The organism is Paenibacillus aurantius, assembly GCF_032268605.1.
GTDB classification, from domain to species: Bacteria; Bacillota; Bacilli; order Paenibacillales; family NBRC-103111; genus Paenibacillus_AO; species Paenibacillus_AO aurantius.
In genome coordinates, this window is sequence record NZ_CP130318.1 from 3911745 (window position 1) to 3937739 (window position 25995).

Sequence of the window (25995 nt, forward strand, 5' to 3'; positions counted from 1 at the left end):
ATTCCTCCTTATCATTTGGAAGATTGATAACGCTGGGCGGCTCCTTCATACAGCTTCATGTACTCGTCGACCTTCATTTTCTTAACGGTTGCCGTATAATTGTCCCACTCGCTGAACGGAGCGGCGCCGGTAATGAACTTGACCGTCATGCCGTCTATGTAGGTATTCAAATCCGTCCAGAGCGTTTTCATTTGATCGGATTCTTCCACGGTATAGGTAAACGCCGGCCAGTTCTCCTTCGGCAGCGAATCGCCGAGCACCTTATGCTGGTTGTTCGTCTCCTCGTCGACCGCCTTGAAGTATTTCTTCGTCACATAGCCCGGATAGCTCCCCCCCGGCCAGGTGAGATATTTCATGACGCCCTGCTCCATCCCTTTCGGGTTGTTCATGATCTCATCCGTATAATTCAGCTTGCCGTCTGCGGTTTTCTTAAAGGTAACGCCTTCGAAGCCCATGAAGAAATTTTGCTGCCCTTCGTCACTGAAGAAGTAATCGATCCAGCGCATGGTCGCTTCCGGATGCTTGTTTTTATCGGTGATGACGAAGGCTCCCGGCTGAACGAGCGGATTCTGGATGTTCGTGAACAGCTTATCCCCGTGCGGGCCTTCAAAAGGAGCCGGAATGACATACTGTTTCTGCCCCATCACAGTGGACGGAAAGGTCGTCACGAGAGAGCCGTATATGCCCTGGGACCCTTTGGCCGCGAACGCGGGATTCTTGATCGTGGTTATGTCTTTGTCGATCAGGCCTTCGGTGTACAGCTTGTTCAAGTACTGCAGCAATTCCTTGTACCTCGGGTCGGTCGGGATAAACCGCAGCTTGTTGGTCGCAGGATCCACATCCACGTTCCGGTGGTTCGTGCCCTTGTTCATCAGCCCGAAGGAACCCTTGAGCACCTCCAACAGGGAACCGGTGCCGACCCCGCCGTAAGGAATCTCGTCGGCCTTGCCGTTGCCGTTCAGGTCGGTGTTCTTGACGGCCTTCAAGTAGCTGTAATAATCGTCCAGCGTCTTAGGCACCGGCATCTTCAGCTTGGTCAGCCAATCGTTGTTGATCCACAGCTTCTGGCTGATCAGAACCGCGTAGAAGTCCGGCTCATACACGAGCGGAACGGAGTAGATGTTGCCGTCCGGCATCGTGATTCCCTTCTTGATGGCGGGATATTGATCCAGCAGCTTCTTGAAGTTCGGGGCATATTTGTCGATCATGCCGTTAAGCGGAATGAACATTCCTTGGGAGCCGTACTTTACAATGTCGTTGGTCGAGATCCGGGCGGTATGGAACGCATCGGGGTAATTGCCGCTCGACATGGCCAAGTTAAATTTCTCACTCAGGTTCTCGAAGTTGACGAGCTGAAAATCCACGTCAATCCCGGTTTTCTTCGCATACTCCTTCCAGAGCATACGCTCGTTAAAGTTCTCGGCTCCTCCGGAATTCCTTCCCGTAAAAAACTGCAGCTTGACCGGCTCCTTGACGATCGGATAACCGGTTTCATTCAGAACCGGATCCACGGGCTTGGCTCCTTGCCCTTCAGCGGCAGGAGCCTCCTTGCTGCAAGCGGAGGTTAACAGGCTGGAAGCCACAAAGGCGGCTGTCAAAACAGTCAAACTTTTCTTCATTTTTACACCGATTCCTCTCATTTTCGAGATAGTTAATCAAATCGATTTACTATTACAGGGTACCAGCCTTTTGTTTGCTGAATGTTTGCGCATTCCTAATGCTTTGTAAACGGCCATGCCCGGAAGTCTTTTGAATAACCGGATCGCAGCTGTTCCCTCGTGTCCCGGGGCATTTTCCTTGGCATTGCTTTATGTATCGGACGGCCTCTATCCCCCTAAGGTGGTAACGCCATCGCCGTTCACCGCGAGCTGCAGCTTCTTCTCCTGATTGGCCGACCTTTAACCCAACAGGTGGCTGGGTACCTTTAACATCGAACCCCTTCCATTCATTAGTTAATCAAATTGATTTATTATTAGAATACTTGGGGATGAAAGCCTTTGCAAGCATTATTTTTTGTATTTCTGCACTGGCCTCTCCGACCGCCCCCTTTGCTTCGTAAAAGGCGGACAAAAAAAGAAACGGCGTCCTTCCACGGCCGTTTCCCGATTCTTTTAATGACTATTTCCGAACAATACCCAAAATCCCGGCCAAGTGCTGTCCGATCCCCTCGGCCATCCTGGCAAAGCCCAGGTCTGTGGGATGTACGCCGTCCACCGTACATTCATCGAACCGCTCCCCCAGATGATTTCCTCCATCGCACCAGTAGAGGTTGGCATCCCCCTCGGCTGTTAAACGCTCTACGACTTCCCGGGCGAAGTCCCGCTTGCGGATTCGAAGCTCGGTGAGGCTGGGCTGAATGGCTTCCTTGGCGTACCGGATTTTGGTCGATACCAGAATCGGTGTCAGAGGGTTCTTCTCCCGGTACAGCCGGATAAACGGCTCAAGCGTGGACAGATAGCCTTCGAGCGTACAATTCGACTCATAGTCAAGCACAAGCGCATCCACCCGTTCGATCTCCCGGATGATCCGGGCGAGCTCAGGCTCTCCCTTCCCGTTGCCCGAGAACCCCAGGTTGATCACTTCCCGGCATAAACTCCTGCCGATCTGCTGGGGATAGCTCATGCCGGGACGGGACGCACATCCCCCTTGTGTGATAGAGGTACCATAGAACACAAGCCGTCCCGGCTGCGGGAAGACCGCCTCGGCCACCTCGGCCCCCGGGCTGAGCCCCACCTCGACCTCCTGCACGCTTTGGTACAGCGGGAAGTTGATGGTTACCGTGCGTAAGCCTTCGGGAGGGCTGCCGTCCACAAGCAGGCTGGCATAGGCGGCCTGATGGGGCTCAAAGCGGACGGTCCCCACATACCTTTCCTCCCCCGGCTCTCCGAGGTAAACATCAAACCCGTTCTGCCCCGTTCCGGGCATATGGTACATATTGGGGGATCCCCCCAATATGGCGCGGACGGCGATCCGGGAAGCGTTCGTCCGGAAGCGGATTTGTCCCCCTGCCGTGCAATCGGCCAGCATATCGACAGCCGGCGGAAGCGTCTCGGAAGGATGGGCCGGCAGCCGTCGGTAAAGCCCCTCGCTTTCCAGCCAGGCGAAGCCAAGAACCGCCATGGGCTTCTCTTTCGGGGAGTGCCATTCCCATTCGCCCTCCAGGGCGGTTACCGTCATATTCTTATCCAAGCTCCCGGGCCGGATCGTACTGCTCTTGTCCACTCCATCATCCCCAATCGGAAAAAGTTACCTTAAGGATAACATTGCCCGGTCAGCCCGACAATCGGTCAAGAATGAGGGAACTGATCAGCCCGCAGGCGGACAGCAGCCCGACGACCGGGCCTCCTTCCTCATACGCTTCCGGCATCATGGTAGAGGCGACCATCGCGGTAATGCCGCCTCCGGCAAAGGAGCCGATGACCGCCATCAGCTCGTCCGGCGCCCCCTCCAGAAACACGTAGCCCCCCAGGGAACAAAGTGCCGAAATAACCAGTACGGACAGCCAAAGCAGCAATATCTTTCCTCTGGAATAGCCGCCTGCCTTAAGCCCCACCGTACTGGACAGCCCTTCGGGAATATTGCTGATGAAGATGGCGACGACGAGCAGCCAGCTGACCGACCCGCTGAGGAGACTGGTCCCGATCATGATCGACTCGGGTACGGCATCCATGACGGTTCCGACGAAGATGGCGGCTCCTCCCTCTTTTCCTCCTCCGGCGCTGCCTTTCTTGGTCTTCTCGCTCTCTTTGGAGGATCGCTTGCGCCCCGCCCCGCCTTTGCGGGAGATGTACCAGTCGAACGCGGTGAACAAGATCGCTCCGATCGAGAAGCCGAGTACGGTCGGCCCCATTCCCCCCTGTTCCATGGAATCCCCCAGCAGTTCATAGGCCGCCGCCCCCATCAGAACGCCGGTGCCGAATGCCATGATCCAGCCCGTCAGCTTGACGGGAATCTTGAGGTAAAGGGCGGCCAGGGCGCCTAAGAAAACAGCGGAGCCTGACAGAGCCCCCCACAGCAAAGCCATACTCATCCCCCATTCCTCCCCTTCTTGTTGTTATTAAAGGATTGAAAAAGTTCACGGACGGGAAAATCCATTGCTGCCCCGCCTCCGGACCTGCACAGCTCTATACCATTGAAAGCAGAAGATCGTGATAAGCGCGACCTCGATAACGTCACCGCCGTAATACATGAGCTGCGCGCCCGCCTGCGCCTCCTCGACCGGCACCCCCGGCGGAGGGGAGAAGTAGACGATTTTCGATAGGATACTATGAGCGGCAGAGCTAAGTATGAGAACAACGGCTCGGAAGGAGAAGCTGAAACGGTGAGAGACCGGGTCCACGTACAGGATGGATGCCGCGGCAAGATATCCGCTTAGGAAGAAATGCAGGTGAACCAAAAAATAGACCATGCTGCTGCCATGCATAACCTCATATAAAGGAGTGGTGTATAACAACCACATTCCTCCGGTATTTAGAAAGGCGGCCGTCACCGGGTGCACCAGGATACGGATCAGCGGCAAATTCATAAAGTGCGTGACACGCCGTGCCCATTGGGTCGGCAGTAATCGTAAAGCCAAGGTTATCGGGGCAGCCATAACAATAAGCAGAGGGGCTATCATTCCAAGGAGCATGTGCTCCGTCATGTGGGCAACAAATCCCAGGTGTATAGGTCCTGCAGTAAAACCACCGGCCCCCAAGGCCACGCTCCCCACCCCGCCGCACCAGCAGAGGCTCCGGTAGACCGGCCATTTCCGAAAGCGGCCGTTGGATTTACCAGCCGCATCCAAATACATAACGGCAAAAGCAACAAAAAATAAAGCCGGCCAAAATTCAAACCATAAGCCTCCGGTATGGTCAGCGGCGCTAGTGTGCATGTCAGCTCCTTGACTCCCCTTGGAGAGATTCTTTATGGGTACGGGCGATCATGACCATCCCCAGGATAATCAGCAGAGCGGCTGCGACGTTCCAAATGACATCGTAGGGCAACAGGTCTACCTCATAGCGGATCTGGTGGAGCCTCATCCATTTATGCTGAACCATCCCGTCATACAGTTGAAACCCGCCGGCCCCCAGAAATACCCCACCCCACCAGCGCTTTAGGCGGAGAGCCTGCCGGCGCCGGAGATCGGCTAACATAAACAAGGAAGCAATCGTCGCGAAACAGCTGAAGGCATGGAAAAGACCATCGGAGACCAATCCGATTCCGGTTGTCGATTTATCGTAAAAGTGATGCCAGTGAAGCAGCTGGTGAAAAACGGCCTCATCAAAAAAGGCCACCAAGCCTAAACCGAACAAAATACCGGACCATAGGTTGCGCGCCGAAGCATGGACTTGCGCCTTTACTTTTTTGGGACTAGGCCTTGCGCTATTCATGACCTGCTCACGCCTCCACCTATTCAGATCTTTCTTCTATCTTTAACCTAACCCGCATTCCCTTAATCGCAGTATCCAAATAAAGGGGAACGGTTCCCGGCATAAAACAAAAGCCCGCCGTTTCAGGGAAACAGCGGGCTTTTCCATATGATACTACGGGTAGTCGGAAATTCGATTTCTTCTTAATCAAAATGCCCTAACGTTAAATGGCCGAACGGTTTTCTTCCTGCTTGCGGTAAACCACCGGAAAGCTGTCTCCCGACATCGGTTCTCCCGCCTTGACGTGAATGTGGGCCTCCATCACATGATTCCCCGTCGGGGCGTAGATCGTTTGGCCCGGCATGTAGTGAACGGCAATGGCCCGGCGCTTGCGCTCGGAGCGGTTGTTAGGGGAACCGTGCCAAGTGAGGCAGTGGTGATACCCGACCTGGCCCTTCTTGATTTCAAAAGGGACGGCTTCCGTGCTTACCCCGGCCGGCAGCAGCTCGGGAGAGCGGTGGACGGGCTTGAAATCTTCGCTGCTGCTCAAGTACTTCTGATGATTCCCCCATTTGTGGCTGCCGGGCACCATCCACATACATCCATTCTCGATCACCGCATCGTCTAACGCCACCCAGGCGCTGACCAGATCGGCGGGCTGAATGACAGGCCACAGCGGGTGGTCCTGATGCCAATAGGTCGGTCCCCCGGTGACAGGCGGCTTGTATTGAATCTGGTCATGCCAGATCCGCAGGGTATCGGTCCGGCATAGCTGGGCCACCTCTTCGCAAATCGTCCGGTTGGCGGCATGCTCCAGGTATACCTCGCTGGCCATCCAGATGTTCACAATCTGAATGACCGTTTCCTTCTTCGTGATTTTCATTCCGTAATGGGAATTATCGAGCAAATTGCGGTTATGAACCGGCTTCTTGACGGACTTTCCTTCCATCACCATTTCCAGCTCTTCCCGAAGCTTCTCGACCTCCGCATCGGACAGGACGATTCCACCCTTGATATAGCCTTTCTCGTCAAACTCCTGTATTTGCTCGTTGGTTAACATTTCGGGTTCCCCCTCGCGTAATGGTTTACGCTTACAGCATACCAAGTCCCTCCCCTGCCGGTCTTTAGAGAAAACCAAGTTGTTCTTGCACTTTTCCCAGATCCAGGTAAGAATAGGGAGTAACGGAAGCAGAGCAGGAGGAGGCGTGGTAATGTTAACCGAAGCGCCGAAGGAACAAGTGGGCCGCCTGGGCGATCTCCGTCCCACGGTCAATTTCGCCAATTACATCACGGTTCCGCCCGGAAGGGTGTGGGGGCCCCGAATCAATCCCGACTCCCAGCTCGTCTACATTGTGTCCGGCGGAGCCACCCTCGAGTTGGCGGGCCGTTTGATCGAGGCCGCCCCGGGTCATTGTCTTTTTTACGGATCGGAAACTCCCCACCGGTTATCGGCTCTGGCTAATGAACCGCTTACCCTGTCGAGCATTCACTTCAGCTGGAACGCCCCCTCTCTCGAACCCCGTCATCCGGTCCCCGGGATCCGGGACTGCCGGGAGGAGGATCTTTCTTTGCCCGCCAAAGCCTACGAGGTGGAAGTGGAAGGCAGCGGACCCGCCGTTATGCAGCATTTGTATGATCGCAAAGGACTGGAGCCTCTCTTCCATGAACTGGCCAAGGAGTTCATCGAAGAGGCTCCCGGTGCCGGAGCCGCGATGCGGGGATTGCTCGTGCAGCTTCTGGTCACCCTGCTGCGGTATCAGCTCGACAAGCGCTTCCGGGCCGCAAGCGGCAGCAGCAAAATCGCCGATGCCTTGGAAGCGGTGGAGAAGGACCCGGCTTATCCGTGGACGATTCCGGAGCTTGCTTCCTTGACGGGTTATCACCCGACTTACTTCGCGGAGTTATTTCGGGAGACGACCGGCCTGACGCCGAAGCATTATCTCATCCGGGAACGGATCCGGCAGGCTCAGCTCCTGCTTTCGAGAGAGCCGTCCATCGAAGAAGTCGCAGCCAAGCTTGGTTATTCGAGCATTCATTATTTCTGCCGCAATTTCAAAGCCGTCACCGGCTTGACTCCGAGCCAGTTCCGGCAGCGAAGCCGGATCTTCTGAAGAATTAAGCCGTTTAGCCCGCTTTTCGTCTACATTATTCGACAAATTCTTCCCTCCATCTGCTTTATACTGAAAGGGTAGTCAAGCTGAAGGAGGCGCTGATATGGGGGAACGTGCTATCATAGGAAACGCGAGCCACTCTTACCGGGTGGAGGAAGGCTGGGGAAAGCGGCCGGACGGCCAAGCGTACGGCTATACCCATGGCATCTGCGTGGATGCCGAGGACAATGTTTATGTGCATCATACGGGGAAGGACCCGGTACTTGTTTTTGATCCGAAGGGTAAGCTCCTCGCTTCTTGGGGAGAGGAATTTGAAGGGGGCGCCCACGGCTTCTATCTTCATCAAGAGCCCGATGGGAAACAGTTTCTGTACTTTACGGATACGAAAAGAAGCCTTCTGGTCAAAACCACGCTTGACGGCGAAGTGCTTCTCGAGATAGGCACTCCCGACCGGCCCGACCTGTACGGGGATGACCGGAGATACATACCGACCGATGTCTGCGTAGGGCCGAACGGCGATATTTATGTAGCCGACGGCTACGGGCAGTATTATGTGCACCAGTACGAAGCCTCCGGCCAATACATCCGCAGCTGGGGCGGACGGGGCTCCGAGCCGGGCAAGCTCATCGAGCCTCACGGCATTTCGGTCAATCCGAGAGGCCCGGAGCCGGAGCTGTATGTGGCCGACCGCCGGAACCACCGCATTCAGGTATTTACCATGGACGGCCAGCATAAGCGTTTCATGGATCATAACCTGGATCTTCCCTGCAGCTTCTACTTCTTCCGGGACGAGGTGTACATTCCCGATTTGGACAGCCGGATCACGATTCTGGATGCGGAGGACCGCTTGATCACCCATCTGGGTGAGGATCAGCAGGCCTACAAGCAGAAAGGCTGGCCCAATCTGCCGAAGGACTACTTCCGCCCGGACAAATTCAGCTCTCCTCACGGCGTCTGCGTCGATTCGCAAGGGAACGTTTACGTGGCCGAATGGATCTCGGACGGCCGGATCACGAAGCTCGTCCGCCAAGGGTAAAGTACTTGCCGCTGAACCGAGCTTCGCCAAAACCATAAGAAACAGGCTTCCTTCCGCGAGCGGATGGAAGCCTTTTCTTTGTTCGGAGCGTTGCGACGTTGCTGGTGTGCCGTTGCGGCAGTCCGGCGTTGCATCGGGGGTTGAGGCGTCTGCCTAACAGCACGGACCATTATCCTGCCAACCCAAAAAGCCCCTCAGGCCGGCATGCTTCCTGCCTATCTTAAGGAGCCCCGGTTCGGAAACCCACCCGTCCCCGCTTTATTTCTTGTGACCTTCCATCAATTGGTCCCGCATCCAGCTGGTCGAGACCAGCCCGTCGCCTTCCTTCAGAAGGATATCGTAGAGCCGCCTTCTCAGTTCCTGAACCCTCCTATGATTCTCCGGCATTCGAACGGCATTGTTCAGCTCATGCGGGTCGTTTTTTAAGTCGTACAGCTCATCCGTGTCCGTCGGATTCCAGACATATTTCCAGTCCCGGGTTCGAAGCATGCGCTGGGAAAAAAGCCCGAACTGCTGCCCGTTGTAGGTGGAGACGACCTCCTCCCGCCAACCTTCGGGAGAGGGCACGCCGGCCGGGTCTTCCTCTCCCGTCCATAACGGGAGAAGAGAGCGGCCGGCAAGAACAGCCCCTTCGGGAGGCGGCGCCCCTGCCAGGTCAAGCAGGGTAGGCGGCAGATCAAGGAACGGATAGACGAAGGCGTCGCTCCGGCTTCCCGGCGGAATCACCCCGGGCCACCGGACCAGGAAGGGCACGCGCACCACATCGTCATACATCACATAATGCTTGTCGATCATGCGGTGCCCGCCTGCCATGTCCCCGTGGTCCGATGTGAAGACCACCATCGTCTGCTCCTTCTGCCCGGCATCTTCCAATGCCTTCAGAACCCTTCCGACGGCCTCGTCCAGCTGGGTAATGACCGCGTAATACCGGGCCACGGCTGGCGCCCAGTCCTCCCAGGTAAACTCCTCAATTTTCCAATTTCGGAGCTGCTGGCCCTGAATGTAGGGCTTGCCTTCAAAGGTCTCCGCAAAGCTCTCCCACGGAGGAATCTCCTCCGGAGAATAGAGAGCGGCGAATTCCGAAGCGGGCCGGCAGGGCAGATGGGGCTCGGTAAAATTGACACGAAGCTGCCATGGCCCCGTCCCTTCCGTCAGCTTCTCCATGGCCTCGATGGCCAGAGCCGCGGTCCGGTGCGTCCGGGTTTCCTCTACCGGAAGGGGGTCGATTTCCCCCCAGAATCCTGCCGTGTAGGTAACAGCGGGCTCCCGGCTCTTCAGATAGTCCCGGTAGAGCCTTTCGCTGTCGATGTATTCCCCGTATCCGTAGGAAGTCGGGTCATGGTCCGGGTTTACGTCCCACTTGCCCAAGTACGTGTTCCGGTAACCTTCCATCTCCAACGAACGGGCCCAGGAAAACGAATCGGGCTCCAGCGCCTTTACCGGAAGGCCGAGGGAAGGATTCCACAGCCCGCCGTAGGTTTCCGGCCTTTGTCCGCATACGAACGCTTGGCGTGCCGGTCCGCATACGGGGATGGGCGAATAGGCCTGGCGGAAGTCCATCCCCTCCGACGCCAGCTGGTCCAGATGGGGGGTACGGACGGACCTCCCGCCGCTCCAACCTACACAGTCATGCCGGAGCTGGTCGGCGACGATGATCAGTAGATTCGGCTTTCGACCCTCCGCAGCGGAAATCCTTTCCATAGCGCTGGCTTCCTCCCTCCTCATACCTGCTGTTTCCACTGGCGGCTTGCTTCATCAAACCGCTCCCGCCGGGGGTCCTTCATCCAGTCCTCCCAGGTTAATCCGTAGGAAACCAGGATGTCGTGGATCCGGTTGCGGAAGGGCAGCCCCACCTCGAGCTGCTCTCTCATCGGATCCTCGCGCCCGTTCAGCACTTGCTCCACCCAGCTTCTCAGCTTTCCCTCCAGGTGGTCGGCAATCGCCGGGAAGCGTTCCGCCACGTTACTCGCCTCATCGGGATCCGTCGTCAACTGATACAGCTCACGCGGAGGACGCCGGAAGGGACCGGAATCGTAGGTACGGATAAACTTGTAATCCCGGGTGACCACCCCCCGGCTGGCCTGCCAGGCGCATTCGCTCAGGTAGATCTCCTCCCGCGTCCCCTCCTCCTTCCCTTCCATTGCCGGCCAGAGGCTTCGGCCGTCCAGTCCGGGCGGAACTTCCACTCCGGCAGCCTCGAGAAGGGTCGGCATCAAATCGACCTGCTGAACCAGCCCCTTTACCCGGAGACCTTCCGGAAGTTTGCCGGGATACCGGAGCAGAACGGGAACGTTCACCGTCGTTTCGTACAGGCCGCAGTGGTCCCAGTAAATGTCATGCTCGGTCAGGCTTTCCCCATGGTCGCCGAACAAGACGACCATCGTGTTCTCGTACAGCCCTTCCGCCCGGAGCCCTTCATCGAGCTCCTTCAACCGGTCGTCCAGATAACGGATTTCCGCGTCATAAAGCGCGCTTAAGTAATCCGCATCGGTCACCGGACCCAACTGGTCGTAATGATGATGCTTAAAGAACGGATAGGCCGCATGATTGTAGGCCGCCTCCATGCTCCGGTTGTGAGGATCGAACGGGTCCCGTCCTTCCTCGTAGAAGGGCCTCACCATCTCCGGCGGCGGGACATAGGGGGTGTGAGCGTCCCAATAATGAAGAAACAGGAAGAACTTTTCGTCCTTATGCTGCCGGATCCAAGGCAGGGCCAGCTCGTTCACGGTCCGCCCGTCGATATTCCGCTGGGCCCCCGAGGAATTGATGTAATACCGGAAGCCCCGGGCGAACCATTCCTTCAGCTGGTACAAATTATCCACCGCTGCCGTGGTATAGCCGGCATTCTTCAGAATCGAAGGCAGCCAGGCTTCTTTTTTGGGAAGCTGGGTCAAGGAAGAACCGTGTGACACGATACCGGTCCGGAGGCCGAGCTTTCCCGTGAAGACTCCCGTATGGGCGACCTCGGTCGGAATGTCGGCGGCATAAGCCCTTTCGAAGAGCACTCCTTCCGAAGCGAACTGGTCGAGATAAGGGGAAGTCGGCTTGCGGTAGCCGTAGCAGCCAAGACGGGAAGCGCGCAGGGTATCGAGGGAAATCATGACGATGTTCATACGGCTTCTCCCTGCCTGCGTCTGGCTTCCATATATTCCAGCACCAAAGAGACATTGTTTTCGACCGGATCGCGGTCCGTGCGCAGAACGAGATCCGGCTGCTCCGGTGATTCGTAGCTGTCTCCGATTCCGGTAAACGAGGGGATTTCGGCCCGGCGGGCTTTGGCATACAAGCCCTTCACATCCCTCCGCTCGCATTCCGCCAAGGGACAGTCCACGTAGATTTCGACATAGCCGGGAAGCTCCTCCCGGGCCATCTGCCTCATTTCCCGGTAAGGCGTAATGGCCGAAACGAGCACGGTGACCCCATTGCGGGAAAGCAGCCGGCTCAAGTAAACAATCCGGCGGATATTATCCAGCCGGTCCTCGCGAGAGAAGCCGAGCCCCTTCGAAATCGTGTTCCGGAGCTCATCCCCGTCGAGAAGCTCCACCTTATTCCCCGACGCCCGCAAGGCCTCCTGCAAAGCCTTTGCCGTTGTCGTTTTGCCGGCTCCCGACAGTCCTGTGAACCACAGCACCAAGCCCGCCTGTTCCATCCTAATTCCTCCTCTTGTGCCTTATCCGCCAAGAAAGCTCCGCTTCCCTTTCTTATCGCGCCTACCTGGGTTTTCTCCGTACCCGGTTAAGGGCAAAGCCCTAGCTCCTTATCTCCGCAACCTCCACCGGACGGCCGCCTTCCTCATGGGAGCGGATGGCGGCTTCGATAGCCGCCTGGACCGCCAGCGCGTCCCGGCCTGACGCTTCAATGGCCTCCGGAGGAACCCCGTCCCGGATTTCCCGGATAAACGTCTCGAGCCGCACCCGGAACGTATCGTTGAAGCCCTTCAGCCCGCCGAAGATCGAATTGCGGAATACCTTAAGCTCCTCCTGGCGGCCCGGATATAGGGTCGCGGATTCGTACACGTTGTCGATGACAAACCGGCCCTTGTCTCCCGCCACTTCACAGCTCTCGATCGGATGGCCGCCGAATAGATCGTAGCTTCCGGTCAGATGCCCGACGGCCCCCGACTCGAACTCCAGATTAATGGAGGCCGTAGACCAAACCGTGCGTCCCGGGGCTTTGGTCAGGAAGGCTTGCACCCGGCGAATCTCCCCGCCGAAATAGCGGAGGACGTCGAAGGAATGAGGGTGGAGGGCCCGCAGATGAATCCACGGGCTCGTTTCGTTCGGATTGCCGATGGTCAGCCGCATGTTAAGGAACAGCGGAAGGCCGACCTCCCCGTTCTCCATCCACTGCTTCGCCCGGCGGGCGGCGGGGGTGAACCGGTGATTCAGGTTGCACGCCAATCTTACGTTCTGTTCCTCGGCTAGACGGATCATTTCCTTCGCTTCCCCGATGTCATTAGAGATCGGCTTCTCCACCAGCACATCCTTGCCCGCCTTCAACGCCGTCATCACCGGCCCGAAGTGGTGCGACCCGTTCTCGAAGCCCCCGGTGGCCACGCTTATAACATCGAGGTCCTCTTGCTCCAGCATGGTCTCCAGGTCGTAATAGGCTCTTACCCCGAACTGGGCCGCCACTGCGTCGGCGAGCTTCCGGTTCATGTCGCAAACCGCCTTCAATTCCACTTCCGCATGATCCTTGTAACACCCGCAATGAATCCGCCCGATATGGTTGACACCCACCACTGCTGCTTTAATCAATTCCGCTCTCCTCCTTTCCCTTCCGGCACCAATCAAAAAAGGGGGAAGGCTCCCCCATTTCCTTACTCTCTTCAGGCGGACGGGATCTCCGTCAAATCCTCCCCGGCGTCGTCCTGCTTCTTTTCTTTGCTCTGAAGGCTTTTCGCCGTCTTCGGAGAGCCGATATGCAGGCTGTCATACGCTTCCTGGGAGGACTCGAACGGTCCGGTGCCCAGTCCGTGCCAGTTGACGTTGACGTGGATGGGCGCCGACCGGCCCGTCTGCTTCTCGCGTTTCGCCACATGGGCTTCCAGCCGTGCTTTCAGAAGCTTTACCACCTCGGGCTCCTGCTCGGCCACGTTCACCAGCTCCTGCGGATCCCGGATCAGGTTATAGAGCTCGATCTCCGGCTTGAAGTGAAAATCTGGCTCCAGCGCCACGATAAGCTTCCATTCCGGCGTCCGCCAGCCGTGCTTCCGCATCCAGGTGCATTCCGTCAAATACATTTCGCTTTCGGGCACCCTCTCTTCGCCCCGTACGAGGGGGAGCAGGCTGCGTCCGTCGAACCGGATTGCGCTTTCAATGCCAAGAAGCTCGAGAACCGTAGGCATGACATCCTTGATCTGGGTCGGGCTCGAGACGCGGCGTCCGGCCGGCAGCTTGCCGGGATAGCGCAGAATCAACGGGATGCTGAGGTTCGTCTCATACAACCCATGGTGGTCATAGTAGCAGTCATGCTCATTCAGCGTCTCCCCGTGGTCGGACGTCACCACGACGAGGGTCTCTTCTTCGAGCCCCATCTTCTCGAGAGCGGTGAACAGCGTTTGAATGGAAGCGTCCATATAAGCGACAGCCCCGTCGTACTGGGCATCGATGTAGTCGCTGTCCGTACAGCCCTCCGGGAACCAGGAGGTGAAATAATCCACGAACGGCTTAAACGCATACAAGTCGTCAAGCGAGTGGTTATCCGGGTCGAACTCGTTGCCGTCATAGAACATCCGTTCGAACGGTTTCGGCGGCAGGTAAGGGGAGTGCGGGTCCATATGGCGGAGGAACAGGAAGAAGGGCTTGTCATCGGCCGCAAGTCTTCTCAGCTCCGGCAAGGCGACGGCATTCAGGTTATCGGCCTTCGGCGATCTCCCCGTTCCGTCCGGCCCCCAGCCTTCATAATCGAGGTAGGTCTGAAAGCCTCTGGCCGAAGGGTTGCCGGTAAAGCCGATACAGCTCGTGTTATAGCCCTTCTGCTCCAGGAGCTCGGCCAGCGTCGTCACATGACCGCCAAGCGGACCCCCGTGGCGGAGCGCTACCACATCGGTGCCGAAGCAGTCCATCCCTGTGAGCATGGAAGCATAGCCGGGAGTCGTCGGAATGCTTGGCGAGAAATGCTGCTCGAACAGGACGCCTCCTTCACTGAACTTGTCGAGATGCGGGGTGGTGAGCCGGTGATATCCGTAGCCGCTCATATGATCCCGCCGGAGGCTGTCGATTCCGAGGAGGAGCAGGTTTGGTTTGGTTTTGGTCAAGAGAATCCTCTCCTTTGGTAGATCCGATTATCGGGCGCCAAGGGATTTCAGCACCGCGTTCAAATAGCCGTAGCTTTCCGCCGCAACGATCGAAACCTGGGCGAGCGAATGGCCGCCTGCTCCAATAACCTCCAGGCAGACAGGACCGTCATACCCGTTATCCGCCAGCACCTTGCAGTACCCGATCAAATCGATATCCCCGCGGCCGCACGCCTGCAGCTCAATGGGGCCTGGTCCCGCCTGCCGGCCCCGGCAGTCACGGATATGGATATGGCGGACCCGGCCGATAACCTGGGGAAGGGCTTCCTCCGGATTCTCATTCGCCCGGTAAATATGGCTCGGGTCCATGTCGATACCGAAGGCCGGATTGGCAATCGCCTCTATGGCGCGCAAGGTGGTCGGCGTATTATAGATGGAGCCTCCCACGTGTGCCTTCACGCACAGGGTGACCCCGTGCTCGCCGGCGAGCTCCGCCATCCGGGTCAGCTTGTCGAGCGTGGCGGCCAAATCCTCCTCCACATCGGATTTGCCTCCCGGCCCTACGTTCACCACTGGAATGCCGAGGGCGGCAGCGGCGGCGAAGGCGGGCCGGAGCCTTCCTTCATCCAGCGCGGCCACCTCCATCGACAGAAGCTTCAGCCCGTTCTCCTCCGCGATCCGGCGGATGTCCGGAGCCTGCTCCTCCCACCGGTCCAGCTCGAGATGCTCGCACATCCCCTTAATGGCCGAAAGCTCAACCCCATCATAACCGGCGGCTTTGATGTGACGGGCCGCCGTCTCGAAATCAAATTCCTTGAACAGCACCGAATTGATCCCCAATTGAATCATGAATCGCACCTCCCGTGATTTTCCTGCCTTTGACTGTACCGGATGATGTACCGAATGAAGGCAAGCCCTACACTTCTACAATCGTGGACGTCTCAAAGGACCGGATGGCCGCTTCGATGATTTTCTGGGCTCTCAGTGCCTCTTCGCCGGAGCCGTTGATCCGGTCATGGGACACCCCGGCATCCAGCTGCTCGATCCAATCGCTGATCCGGCTTTTGAAGGTTTCGTTGAAGTTTCTCATGCCGCCAAGGTAGCTGTACGTTTCCGTCTCGATGCTGCGGCGCGGGTAGTAAGTCAGATGCTCGCAGGCATCATCCAGCACGAACCTTCCCTCGGAACCAACGACCTCGCACCGTTCCAGGCCATAGCTTGCCCCGGCATCGTAGCTGCCGACCAGGTTCCCGATGGCCCCGTTCTCGAACTCCATGATGATCTGCGCGTTGGACCAGATGGCCCGCCCCTCGCCCTTCATCATGAAGGCGGCGACCCGTTTCACATCCCCGCAGAAATAACGGATCACGTCGAAGGAATGCGGGTGCAGGGCGCGAAGATGAAACCAGGGGGACGTCTCGACCGGGTTGTTGATCCACATCTTCATGTTGATCATATGCAGCTTGCCGAGACGGCCGCCGTCCACCCATTCCTTGGCGCGGATTGCCGCCGGGGTGAAGCGGTGATTTAGGTTGACTCCGTACGGAATTCCCTTCTCTTTGGCCAGGGCCACCATCTGTTCCCCTTCCTCGATCCGGTTGGAGATCGGCTTCTCCCCCAGCACGGGAATGCCTGCGGCCAGGAGCTCCATCGTGGGCGTATAATGCTCTCCCCCGTTCTCCTCTCCCTTGGTCGCCATGCTGCAGGCGTCCAGCTTGATACCGCTGTCCAGCATCTCCCGGACGCTGTAGAACGCCCGGCAGCCGAAGCGCGCGGCGGCCGCGTCCGCTTTTTCCCGGTTAATGTCGCATACCGCGACGAGCTCCGTTTTAGGGTGATCCTTGTAAACCCCAGCGTGAATCGATCCGATGTTTCCCACTCCCACTACTCCAACCTGCAAAGCCATGGTTATCCCTCCCTAAGCTAATGAATGCCGTAATTGTTATCCTTCGACCAATTGTTCTCCTTCATCTTCTGCTGAGCGCCGTCGACCATCTGCTTCTTCAGCTCGCTAACGTAGCTGTCCAGGCTTTTGCTCCCTTCAAGAAACAGCTGGCCGAGCTTCTGGTTCATTTCGGTTACATTCTTATCCACTTCACCGGCGTAAATATTCAGCTTCATCTGCTCCCCGACAAACATAAAGCCCTTCAGCTTTTCCGGAAGCGCGGCATCGGCGGTTGCCGGAGTGCGGAACAGCTTCTCCCCGAGAAGTCCCTGGATAGGCGGCGACGAGACGTAAGCGATAAAATCAAGCGCCGGCTCCAGCTTCTGCTGGGCGATGCTCTTCGGAATCGCCAGATTCCCAGCAGGTACTCCGCCGATCTCCATAAGCTTGCCAGAGGCGGACGGATGGGTTTCCTTCGTCAGATAAGGAAGCGGGAAGGCCCCCACCTCGAACGTGCGGGCTTTGGATTCGTAGATGACCTTGCTCTGGCCGGAAGTGCGCATCACCATGGCCGCTTCCCCCCGCAGGAAGAGATCGGTGGACGAATCAAAATCCAGCCCGTTGTAGCCCTTGGCCCAATAACGGCTCCAGTCCTTGAGGAGGCCGAACACGTCGCGGAACGGCGCTTTCTCGATGTCAAGGATGCCTTGGTCGACTCCCTTGACATACTCGTTGATCTCGATAACCCCGTTCTTGTTGACGTCAAGGGTGTCATAGAGCCCCACCGTAAGCTCCTCGGTGAGAATGCGCGTCGCCCAGCTGTAGTTGTAATCGCCCGGCTTCGTATTGGGAAAAGCGAACGGAGTCACCTTCTGGGCGGCCAGCTTGGCTTGGGCATCCATAAATTGGGCCCAGGTCTTGGGAACCTCCTGAATACCGGCCTTGGCAAACAGCTCCTTGTTGTACAGAACCCGCACCGAGTTCACGAAGGTCGGGACGCTGGCATAGGTTCCCTGGTCTCCGGCCAGCTGGGCCATCACCGCTTTGGGAAAAGTCGCCTCCCAGGTCTTCCCCCCCGAATAAGCGGTCTCCTTCCGGTAATAAGGGGTGAGGTCCAGCAGCAGCCCCTTCTTCAAATCCTCCTGATCCCATATGTACCGGGTCGTCAGCACGTCCGGCGCGGTTCCGCCGATCAGCTGGGTCGTGACCCAGGTGCGGTGCTGCTCCACCCCCGGGAAGAACATCGTCTGAAGCTTGATGCGTGTACCGGCATGAGCTTCCTGATAGGAACGGACAATTTCGTTCCAGGCGTCGATTTCCGTCTGGTCCCCCTGGGTCTCCAGCATAACGGTGACGTTAAGCTCCGTCCCGTTCCCGCTCGGCCCCCCGGGGCTAGCCTCCGGGGAAGACGCCGTGCACCCTGCTCCCGCCGCCAGCACGAGTGCCGTACCCAGCAGGATTAGAGGCCTTCGGCCTGTTCGATTCGGTTTCATTCTCCACCTCCCATGGTCATTCCCGCCTTCCGCCTGCGTCTTCCTTCCTGCTACGCCTTAACCGCCCCCGAAGTCATGCCGTGAACGAACGCCTTCGTGGAGAACAGGAACAGCAGCAGCAGTGGAACGGAGGCCAGCACATACCCGGCCATCTGGATGCCCAGAATGCTGTCCATCGGCCCCGTCAGGGAAGACAGCCCCAGAATGACGGGCTTGGCCCGGTCTCCGGAGGTGACCACTAGGGGCCAAACGTAGTTGTTCCAGCCGAGCAGAGCGTTCATAACCGAAACCGCCGCTACGACGGGCAGGGATAAAGGAAGCATAATTTGCGTCAAAATCCTCAGCTCCCCCGCCCCCTCCACGGCGGCGGCATCCGTAAGGGAGCGCGGAATGCCTTCGAAGAACGTCCGGATCAGGAGAACGGCCAGGGAAGAAGCTCCCGCCATCGGCCCCAGAAATTGGGCGGACAGCGTATTAAGCAGGCCGAGGCTACGGAACAGCATGAATTGCGGAATAAGCAGCAGAAAGCCCGGAATAAGGACGAGAGACATCACAACGGCGAACAGCAGGCCTTTGCCGGCAAATTGAAAGCGGGCGAAGGCATAGCCGGCGGTTAACCCATTGATCAACACACACAGAATCAGGCAGAGGGTGATCCAGACGGAGTGCAGCAGGAAGGGCCATAGCTGCTTCAGGGCAATGCCGTAATGCTCCCAATGAAAGGGAGCAACGGGAGTCCAGAAGTGGCGGATGAGCTGCCCCTTATCTTTCCCTGACGAAATCAGCAGCAGGTAGAAGGGGAACAGCGTGAGAGCCAGCAGCAGTGCCGTGCAGCCGTAATGAATTCCCCTACCGGCCCGGCTTCCTTTCATTACGTTCTCCTCCCCTCTTGGCGGCCTTATTCCGAGCCCTCCGTGTTTCGCATGAACCTCTGCGTCAGCAGGGTAAAGATTAGCAGGCCGGCGAACAGCACGACTCCAATGGCGGAAGCATAGCCGAAATCGTTGTATTCGAAGCCTTTTTTGTACAGGTACAGGGCGGGTGTCATCGTAGCAAAGCCCGGTCCTCCGTTCGTCAGAACGAGAACGTTCTCAAAGCTCTGCACCTGATGAATGACGGCAAGAAGAAGCACAAGCCCAAGCGATCCCTTGAGAAGAGGCAGCTCGAGCTGCGTAAGCCTTCTCCATCTTCCTGCCCCTTCCAGGCGTGCCGCCTCGTAGAGCTCGGTGGGGATGGCCGTCAATCCCGCCAGGAAGAGCAGGAACGAGACGCCCCCAACCCAAGGGAAGCCCACGAAGAGAACCGAAGCCAGCGCTGTCGAGCTTTCTCCCAGCCAAGCATGCTTAAGACTGTCCCAGCCCAGGCTGCCGAGCAGGGTATTGATCACCCCGTTCGAAGCGTAGATCCACCGCCACAGCAAGTAAACGATGACCGAGGGAACGACCATCGGAAGAAGAAAAGCGGTTTGGCACAAGGCCCGCAGCCGTCTTCCCCGGAGATGATAGACCAGCAGGGCTCCGGCAAGGGGCATCACCAGCTGGATAAGGGCATAAGCCCCTGTCAGAACCGCCATGTTCCGCAGGGCGATATGAAACGTAGGGTCTGAGGCCAGGGCTTTGTAATGGGTTAGACCGGTCCAGCGGTTAAGATTAGCCCCGTTCCACTCATAGAACGATTTCAGAAGGGCAATGGCCAGCGGGTAAAATTTAAAGATGCCCATGGAAGCGAAGATGGGGATCAGGAACCCGTAGGGCATCAGCTTGCGGCTTAATCCGGCCGAACCCGGGCGGGTCCCGGACTGCTTCGTCTTGCCAGATACGGTCGGTTTCATCCTGCCCCTCCTTCGCTCCCCTGGTCGTTATCGTTTATTCATTCATGCTGCGGTAACGGCCGGGAGAGCAGCCGACCTTGCGCCGGAACAGCTGGGTAAAGAAGGCGGGGTCCTCGTAGCCGACTCGATGGGCCACGCTGATGACCTTTTCATCCCCCTCCTCCAAATATTGCTTGGCCCGGTCGATGCGGATGCTGTGAATGCGGTCGGTTACCGTTTCCCCCGTTTCCTGCTTGAAGATCCGATTGAGCTGCCGGGAGCTGATGCCGAACAGCTCGCACAGCTCGGGGATCGGAAGCTTCTTGTCGAAATGCCTTTCAAGAAACCCGGTGATCCGGCGGACAAGCAGCGTATGCTCCCCTTCCTTCGTTTTCCTGCTTTCCTTCACCAGCCGCATCGTATAGCAGCGGGACAACAGAACGAGCAGCTGCAGCATTTGAAGCTTCAGGATGGTCTGGAATCCCGAGCGGCGCGCCTCCCATTCGGCAATCATCCCCTCAAGCAGCGAAAGCACTTGAGCGGAGCTGTTACCGTTCAGGTTAAGCCGGTGGTGAAACCGCTCTCTTTTGTCAAGAAACGGATGCACGTAGAAGTAATCCATCGATTGGGAGATGCCGAGCTCCTTCAGCAGGGACTCGTGAATCAGCTCCGGGGTAAAGAGACAATTGATGATCTCCAGCCTCTCCCCGGGTTCGGTACGATAGGCATGCACTTCCCCCGGATTGATAATGAAAACGTCCCCCGCGTGGATCGGGTAGCTCTCCTCCTCGAACAGATGCTCACCGCTCCCGCTGACGAGATACACCAGCTCGATAAAATCATGGCTGTGCTCGGCCGGAAGGTTGTGCTCGTCGTGGAAGCAGCGGTTGATATAGAAGGGCAGCGGAAGCTCGTTCATGAATTGGGACCGTTTTAACTGCCTGACCATCCTCAACACCTCCTACTCCGGCGAATAGGCCATAGTGGTAAAAAGCGCCAATGCCTCCTGGCTCGTGTCCAGGCGGCTGTGCTGCACGACAACGGGCACGCTGCTCTCCACCTGAATGGCGTAGGGCACGCCCACCGGAACGGGGTTCCCCTCATCATCCGTCAGCCGGTCGAGCCGGATGTGATGCGTCCGCCTGGCCCCGCAGAACGAGCGGAAGCGGTCCATGGGCTCCCGGTCCTCAAAGTAAAACGTCAAGCGGATCGCGGCGTCCTCCTCACCCAGATTGAGAACGCAAACCGCTTCGTGGCTGATCTGCTCCCCGGTGCTGCGGGCGGGCAGGTAGCCGTCGGGAATAAGCCAGATGGTCTTGCCGATCATTCGCTTCCCTCCCTTTCCTTTGCTTTCCTTGTCTCCATCATACAGCTCCAAGCCCGCCAGATCATAGCCTTTTCGGCCATTTAACAAGTCATTTGCGCCATCTTTCGAGCGGAGAAGCAGGTTATCCGGCCAGGATGACCTCGATCGCTCTCCGCTGAAGGCTCTGAACATGGCCGGCAGGCGCCTGAGAGTCTGTAATGACCGAGTGAATTCCGTCCCAGCCGCTGATCATGGTAAAGGCCTGCACATCGAATTTGCTTCCGTCCGCAAGGACGAATACTTGATCCGCCATTGCCACCATTTTGCGTTTGACGCGGGCCTGAAGCTCATTGGATTCGCTTATTCCGCGCTCCAGATGGACGCCTTTGCAGGAGAGAAAGGCTTTGTTGACGTGATATTCCTCGAGAAACTGCTCGGCCAGCGGGCCGACATAGGATAGTGATTTGGGGACGAGGGTCCCCCCCGTTCCAATCACGGTTATGTTCTTTCTTTCGCTGAGCAGGAGGCTGATCCGGAGGGAATTGGTAAGCACGGTGAGCGGGATGTCCGGCAGCTGCACGGCCAGCTGGATGGCTGTAGTGCTCGCATCGAGGACGATCCGGTCGTTCGGCTCCAGCAGCCGGGCCGCAGCCGCGGCAATGCTCTGCTTCTCCCCGGCATGCACGGCCTCGCGCAGCTCGTGGGAGGTTTCCGTCGACTGGGCCTGAGCCCGGACCGCTCCTCCATAGCTGCGGAGAAGATGGCCCTCGCTTTCGAGACGGTCCAGATCCCGCCGGATGGTTTCGTCCGTCACCCGGCACAGCTGGCTGAGATCGGCCACCCTTACGCTTCCCCATTCGTTAACCAGCCTCAGAATATGCTGATACCTCTCCGCGGCAAGCATCTAGGTCCCCTCCTCCCCTATCGTATGGCCGACCGGATCATGCCCGGACGAGTAGCGGCTTCCGCTCCTTCCTGTACGATTATCCATCGTCACCTCATCCGGTCGAAGTTGAGCACCCGGTCTTTCACCTGAACGAAGTTATCTGGGTTGACATACTCCAAAATAAACGGGAGCCCTTCCGTATGCCGGTGATACAGCTCCAGAAAGGCCGGCCAGCGGATATCTCCGTCTCCGACGATCCGACCGTAAGCATCGTTTACCTTGCGGTCCTTTCCGTGAAAGTAAGCGATGTGGGGGGCCAGATAGGAGAACATGTCCTCCTCCGAGCTGTTCGCAATGAGGTTAGCCGGATCGAGCAGCACTTGAACGTGCTCCGAGCCGACCTGTTCCAGGAAATCCCTTGTCCGCTTGGCGCTCGGTACAACGTCGAGGACACATGGCTCAAGGGCGACCTTAACGCCATAATGACCCGCCCGTTCGGCGAGCCATCGGAAGGTGTCCACGAAGGCGGCAAAGACCGATTCATACGTTTCGGCTTGAATGCCTCTCTTCCCCGGGACGAAGCCGCATTCGGTGGCTACCACCGGAACTCCGCAGGACGCCGCCAGCTCCATATGGCGCTCGAAGTATGCGAGGTTGGCTTGCAGCTCTTCCTTATCCGGCTCCAGCAGATTGGTGAAGACGCCGAGGGAGGCCACTTCCACGCCGTGCCGGCGGTACGTTTCCACGATGTCCCGGCAGCGTTCGTTCGTCATGGCCGACAGATCCGAGCGTCCGTTATATTTCCAATAATTCGAATCCGTTTGGGAGAAGCACAGCTCCGTCCAGACGAACCCATTCGACGCCATCTTCTGCGCCGCTTCCTCGTTGGTGAGCTTAGGAAAGCTTCGGGATACGACTCCTATTTCCATATGGGTCACGATCCTTTCTTGGGGAGATGAAGAGCACGCGGCTCGCCGCGCCGCCAGGGAACGGCGAAGCCGGTCAGCAGAAGCGCCGCCAGGCCGGTCAGCGCGAGCCAAACCTCCCTGCCTCCGGCGGGTGCCGTTCCCAAAGCCATGGGGAGTCCCCGGCAAAGAAGCAGCAGCCACAGCTGGACGGCAAGGAGCCGGGCGGCGGCAGTCCAGCCCCGCCTGCGCATAATCCGGGTCCGTAAAAAGTGCTGACTGTAGAAAACATAGGCGAGCCACAAGATGCCGAACAGCAGAAAGGTCATGTTGTCGATACCTTTCCAGGAGAAGGGGTCCACCCGGTTATAAGCCAGCAGGCTCAGCACCAGGCTGCGGAGCTCGAGCCAATTCCAGAGGCCGAGGACGGAAGCGAGAGCGGCTCCCGCCAGGGAGAGAAGGGCCGCCGAATTCCGCCGGCGATGTTCCAGCAGGGGATCCATCATCCCGCCTCCCTTTCTTCCCGGGCTACCCTTTGCAGAACCTGCAAAGTGTGCCGGCGGGCCTCTTCGCTCTCTACAAGCGAAGTCCGTTTGACGAAATCGGCCAGGCGGGCAAGCTTGCGGGCGTAAGCTTGACGCGCCTTTTTCTGCAGCCTCTGCAGCTCATCGGTCCGGTTCTGCTCCTGGAGAGGAATCATTCTTCGGAGATAAGGAAGGGTCCACTCCTGCGGGACGGCTCCCGTGGCGGCGATCGTTTCCAGATCGGCCAGCTTGCTCCCGATCAACCGGCTCAGCCAGAAGCGCATATACCACAGAGAGGCCATCATGATAAGAGCCAGGAATAGGGCGAACAGAAGCAGGGTCAGCAGGATGGTGCTCATAGCCCGGCCGCCCCCCTCAGCTCCAGCTCTCCGGCAAAATGACAAGCCGCGTAGTGCCCGTCCCCGACCGCTTTCATCTCGGGAGCCTCCTGGCGGCATAGCTCTTTGGCATACGGGCAACGGGGGTGAAAGTAACAGCCGGTGGGAGGGTTGGCCGGGTTCGCCACCTCGCCCGAGAGGATAATCCGGTCCGATTTATGGCGCGGATCCGGGATGGGCTTCGCCGACAGAAGGGCTTCGGTGTACGGATGACGCGGGGAGGCGAACAGGGACTCGGTCTCCGCCGTCTCCACCATCTTGCCCACATACATGACCCCCACCCGGTCGGAAATATGCTGAATCACGCCGAGGTCGTGGGAAATGAACAAGTAGCTGAGGTTAAGATCGGCCTGCAGATCCTCCAGCAGATTGAGAATCTGCGCCTGAACCGACACGTCGAGGGCCGAAACCGCCTCGTCGCAGACGATGAAGGAAGGGTCCGTCGCCAGGGCGCGGGCGATCCCGATCCGCTGTCTCTGGCCTCCGCTGAAGGCGTGGGGATATCGCTCCAGGTGGCGGCTGTTCAGACCCACCATTTCCATCAGAGAAGAGACCCGCTGCTTCAGCTCCGAGCCGCCCATCAGGCCGTTGCACACAAGGGGCTCGGCAATGATGTTGAACACGGTCATTCGTGGATTCAACGAGGAGTATGGATCCTGAAAAATCAGCTGCATGTCGCGTCGGATCGCCCTCAGCTCGCGCCGGTCCAGCTCCAGAACATTGCGCATCATCCCCTTCCTGTCGCGGAACAGCACCTCGCCGGAGGATGGCTCCACGGCACGCAAAATGCAGCGCCCGAGCGTCGTCTTGCCGCAGCCCGATTCGCCGACGAGTCCGAAGGTTTCGCCGGGACGAATGGCAAACTGCACATCGTCTACTGCCTTCACATAGCCGGCGGTTCTCTGCAGAAAGCCCTTGCGGATCGGAAAATACTTCTTCACCGCCTTAACCTCCAGCACCGCCTGCTTGGCGTAACCCGCATCCGTTTTCATCGTACGGCCTCCTTTCTTGCGTCCTGTCCGCCGACAAGTACACAGCGGACGAAATGGCCTTCCTCGATCTCCGTAAGCGGAATGTCCTCCCGGTTGCACATCCCGTCGACCGCGTGCTTGCAGCGGGTGTAGAAGCCGCACCCCTTCGGCAGGTTCATCGGGAACGGTACCGTGCCTTCGATCGATTCGAGCCGGCGGTTCCCCCGGCCGATGGTCGGAATGGAATTCAGCAGGGCTTTCGTATACGGATGTTTGGGCGCGTGGAACAGGGTGTCGACGTCCGTATATTCGACGACCTTGCCCAGGTACATGACCGCCACATCGTCCGACATCTCGGCAATGACGCCCAGATCGTGCGTAATGAAGATGACCGAGGTGTCCCGGCTCTCCTTCAGGTCATTGATCAGCTGAAGCACCTGCGCCTGTACCGTCACGTCGAGGGCAGTCGTCGGCTCATCGGCAATGAGAACGGAGGGATGGCAGGACAGCGCCATGGCGATCATCGCCCGCTGCCTCATCCCGCCGGAGAGCTGGTGGGGATACTCCCCCATCCTCTGCTCGGGGTTAGACATGCCGACCTTGCGGAGGATCTCGACTCCGATCCGGTAAGCCTCCTCTTTGTCATCCGTTTCATGAAGGAGGATCGCCTCCATAATCTGATTTCCGATCGTATGGATCGGGGAGAAGGCCTTCATCGGCTCCTGAAAAATCATCGCGATCTCCCCGCCCCGGATGTCCCGGATTTCTTTGCCCCGGGGGTCCAGCCGGATCAGGTCCACCTCCTCGAGACCGCCCTCCGGCCGCATGCGCTTCAGCTTAATCTCCCCTTCCACCCGGCCGGGGGAAGGCACGATCCGGAGAAGCGCTTGGGAGGTAACGCTTTTGCCGCAGCCGCTTTCCCCGACGATGCCGAGCGTTTTGCCGCGCTTGATGCGCAGGTCAATGCCATCCACCGCCTTCAGGACTCCTTCGTCCAGATGAAAATGAACCTTGACGTCCTTCATTTCCAGAATGACGGCATCGGCTTCTGCCGTGTTTCCTTTCATAACGGGTTCACCTC

General features: G+C 58.1%; 26 protein-coding genes. 2 read left to right on the forward strand and 24 right to left on the reverse strand.

What is annotated here, in order from left to right:
• Nucleotides 1-11: 11 nt before the first annotated feature.
• From MJA45_RS17720 to MJA45_RS17745, 6 genes are all read right to left on the reverse strand, one after another.
• On the reverse strand, nucleotides 12-1619 hold the full coding sequence (locus MJA45_RS17720) for an extracellular solute-binding protein (protein ID WP_315603233.1): 1608 nt from the start codon (nucleotides 1617-1619) through the stop codon (nucleotides 12-14).
• Between the two features lie 499 nt (nucleotides 1620-2118).
• Complete coding sequence (locus MJA45_RS17725) at nucleotides 2119-3222, reverse strand: SGNH/GDSL hydrolase family protein (protein ID WP_315603234.1); 1104 nt, start codon at nucleotides 3220-3222, stop codon at nucleotides 2119-2121.
• A 49-nt stretch (nucleotides 3223-3271) separates the two neighbouring features.
• Nucleotides 3272-4030 (reverse strand): ZIP family metal transporter, encoded by a 759-nt coding sequence (locus tag MJA45_RS17730; RefSeq protein WP_315603235.1) that lies wholly within the window; start codon nucleotides 4028-4030, stop codon nucleotides 3272-3274.
• A 45-nt stretch (nucleotides 4031-4075) separates the two neighbouring features.
• Complete coding sequence (locus MJA45_RS17735; protein WP_315603236.1) at nucleotides 4076-4873, reverse strand: cytochrome c oxidase assembly protein; 798 nt, start codon at nucleotides 4871-4873, stop codon at nucleotides 4076-4078.
• Between the two features lies 1 nt (nucleotide 4874).
• Nucleotides 4875-5372 (reverse strand): DUF2243 domain-containing protein, encoded by a 498-nt coding sequence (locus MJA45_RS17740; protein WP_315603237.1) that lies wholly within the window; start codon nucleotides 5370-5372, stop codon nucleotides 4875-4877.
• A gap of 202 nt (nucleotides 5373-5574) precedes the next feature.
• Complete coding sequence (locus tag MJA45_RS17745; RefSeq protein WP_315603238.1) at nucleotides 5575-6411, reverse strand: phytanoyl-CoA dioxygenase family protein; 837 nt, start codon at nucleotides 6409-6411, stop codon at nucleotides 5575-5577.
• Nucleotides 6412-6562: 151 nt separating this feature from the next.
• Between MJA45_RS17745 and MJA45_RS17750 the strand changes: the two genes are divergently transcribed.
• Nucleotides 6563-7462: an AraC family transcriptional regulator gene (locus tag MJA45_RS17750; protein WP_315603239.1), complete on the forward strand. Its 900-nt coding sequence runs from the start codon at nucleotides 6563-6565 to the stop codon at nucleotides 7460-7462.
• A gap of 103 nt (nucleotides 7463-7565) precedes the next feature.
• Nucleotides 7566-8498: an NHL repeat-containing protein gene (locus MJA45_RS17755; RefSeq protein WP_315603240.1), complete on the forward strand. Its 933-nt coding sequence runs from the start codon at nucleotides 7566-7568 to the stop codon at nucleotides 8496-8498.
• A gap of 258 nt (nucleotides 8499-8756) precedes the next feature.
• Here the strand turns inward: MJA45_RS17755 and MJA45_RS17760 are convergent, their stop codons facing one another.
• The 18 genes from MJA45_RS17760 to MJA45_RS17845 all read right to left on the reverse strand — a co-directional run bounded on the left by MJA45_RS17760 (nucleotide 8757) and on the right by MJA45_RS17845 (nucleotide 25981).
• Complete coding sequence (locus tag MJA45_RS17760; RefSeq protein ID WP_315603241.1) at nucleotides 8757-10199, reverse strand: sulfatase family protein; 1443 nt, start codon at nucleotides 10197-10199, stop codon at nucleotides 8757-8759.
• 20 nt (nucleotides 10200-10219) lie between these two features.
• Nucleotides 10220-11611, reverse strand: a complete 1392-nt coding sequence (locus MJA45_RS17765; RefSeq protein WP_315603242.1) for a sulfatase family protein — start codon at nucleotides 11609-11611, stop codon at nucleotides 10220-10222.
• Nucleotides 11608-12147, reverse strand: coding sequence for an adenylyl-sulfate kinase (gene cysC, locus MJA45_RS17770; protein WP_315603243.1), 540 nt, complete (start codon nucleotides 12145-12147; stop codon nucleotides 11608-11610). The genes MJA45_RS17765 and cysC overlap by 4 nt, the downstream gene beginning before the upstream one ends.
• Before the next feature lie 100 nt (nucleotides 12148-12247).
• The gene (locus MJA45_RS17775; protein WP_315603244.1) at nucleotides 12248-13255 is read right to left on the reverse strand and encodes a Gfo/Idh/MocA family protein; all 1008 of its coding nucleotides are present in this window, start codon (nucleotides 13253-13255) and stop codon (nucleotides 12248-12250) included.
• A 71-nt stretch (nucleotides 13256-13326) separates the two neighbouring features.
• Complete coding sequence (locus tag MJA45_RS17780; RefSeq protein ID WP_315603245.1) at nucleotides 13327-14757, reverse strand: sulfatase family protein; 1431 nt, start codon at nucleotides 14755-14757, stop codon at nucleotides 13327-13329.
• A gap of 27 nt (nucleotides 14758-14784) precedes the next feature.
• Entirely contained in the window at nucleotides 14785-15585 is an 801-nt protein-coding gene (locus MJA45_RS17785) for a sugar phosphate isomerase/epimerase family protein (RefSeq protein ID WP_315603246.1), read from the reverse strand.
• A gap of 67 nt (nucleotides 15586-15652) precedes the next feature.
• The gene (locus tag MJA45_RS17790; protein WP_315603247.1) at nucleotides 15653-16642 is read right to left on the reverse strand and encodes a Gfo/Idh/MocA family protein; all 990 of its coding nucleotides are present in this window, start codon (nucleotides 16640-16642) and stop codon (nucleotides 15653-15655) included.
• Nucleotides 16643-16659: 17 nt separating this feature from the next.
• On the reverse strand, nucleotides 16660-18114 hold the full coding sequence (locus MJA45_RS17795; protein ID WP_315603248.1) for an ABC transporter substrate-binding protein: 1455 nt from the start codon (nucleotides 18112-18114) through the stop codon (nucleotides 16660-16662).
• A 50-nt stretch (nucleotides 18115-18164) separates the two neighbouring features.
• Complete coding sequence (locus MJA45_RS17800) at nucleotides 18165-18986, reverse strand: carbohydrate ABC transporter permease (protein WP_315603249.1); 822 nt, start codon at nucleotides 18984-18986, stop codon at nucleotides 18165-18167.
• Nucleotides 18987-19012: 26 nt separating this feature from the next.
• A complete protein-coding gene (locus MJA45_RS17805; protein WP_315603250.1) occupies nucleotides 19013-19945 on the reverse strand; it encodes a carbohydrate ABC transporter permease in 933 nt (310 codons plus the stop codon).
• 34 nt (nucleotides 19946-19979) lie between these two features.
• On the reverse strand, nucleotides 19980-20873 hold the full coding sequence (locus MJA45_RS17810) for an AraC family transcriptional regulator (protein ID WP_315603251.1): 894 nt from the start codon (nucleotides 20871-20873) through the stop codon (nucleotides 19980-19982).
• 12 nt (nucleotides 20874-20885) lie between these two features.
• Nucleotides 20886-21338 (reverse strand): sensory rhodopsin transducer, encoded by a 453-nt coding sequence (locus tag MJA45_RS17815; RefSeq protein ID WP_315603252.1) that lies wholly within the window; start codon nucleotides 21336-21338, stop codon nucleotides 20886-20888.
• Nucleotides 21339-21372: 34 nt separating this feature from the next.
• Nucleotides 21373-22134 carry a DeoR/GlpR family DNA-binding transcription regulator gene (locus MJA45_RS17820; RefSeq protein ID WP_315603253.1) on the reverse strand — a complete coding sequence of 254 codons (762 nt, stop codon included), beginning with the start codon at nucleotides 22132-22134 and terminating at the stop codon, nucleotides 21373-21375.
• Nucleotides 22135-22223: 89 nt separating this feature from the next.
• Nucleotides 22224-23045: a sugar phosphate isomerase/epimerase family protein gene (locus MJA45_RS17825; protein ID WP_315603254.1), complete on the reverse strand. Its 822-nt coding sequence runs from the start codon at nucleotides 23043-23045 to the stop codon at nucleotides 22224-22226.
• A 5-nt stretch (nucleotides 23046-23050) separates the two neighbouring features.
• Nucleotides 23051-23524: a hypothetical protein gene (locus tag MJA45_RS17830; RefSeq protein WP_315603255.1), complete on the reverse strand. Its 474-nt coding sequence runs from the start codon at nucleotides 23522-23524 to the stop codon at nucleotides 23051-23053.
• Nucleotides 23524-23904, reverse strand: coding sequence for a hypothetical protein (locus MJA45_RS17835; protein WP_315603256.1), 381 nt, complete (start codon nucleotides 23902-23904; stop codon nucleotides 23524-23526). Before MJA45_RS17835 ends, MJA45_RS17830 begins: the two co-directional genes overlap by 1 nt.
• Nucleotides 23901-24935 (reverse strand): ABC transporter ATP-binding protein, encoded by a 1035-nt coding sequence (locus tag MJA45_RS17840; protein ID WP_315603257.1) that lies wholly within the window; start codon nucleotides 24933-24935, stop codon nucleotides 23901-23903. The genes MJA45_RS17835 and MJA45_RS17840 overlap by 4 nt, the downstream gene beginning before the upstream one ends.
• Complete coding sequence (locus MJA45_RS17845) at nucleotides 24932-25981, reverse strand: ABC transporter ATP-binding protein (protein WP_315603258.1); 1050 nt, start codon at nucleotides 25979-25981, stop codon at nucleotides 24932-24934. Before MJA45_RS17845 ends, MJA45_RS17840 begins: the two co-directional genes overlap by 4 nt.
• Nucleotides 25982-25995 lie beyond the last annotated feature (14 nt).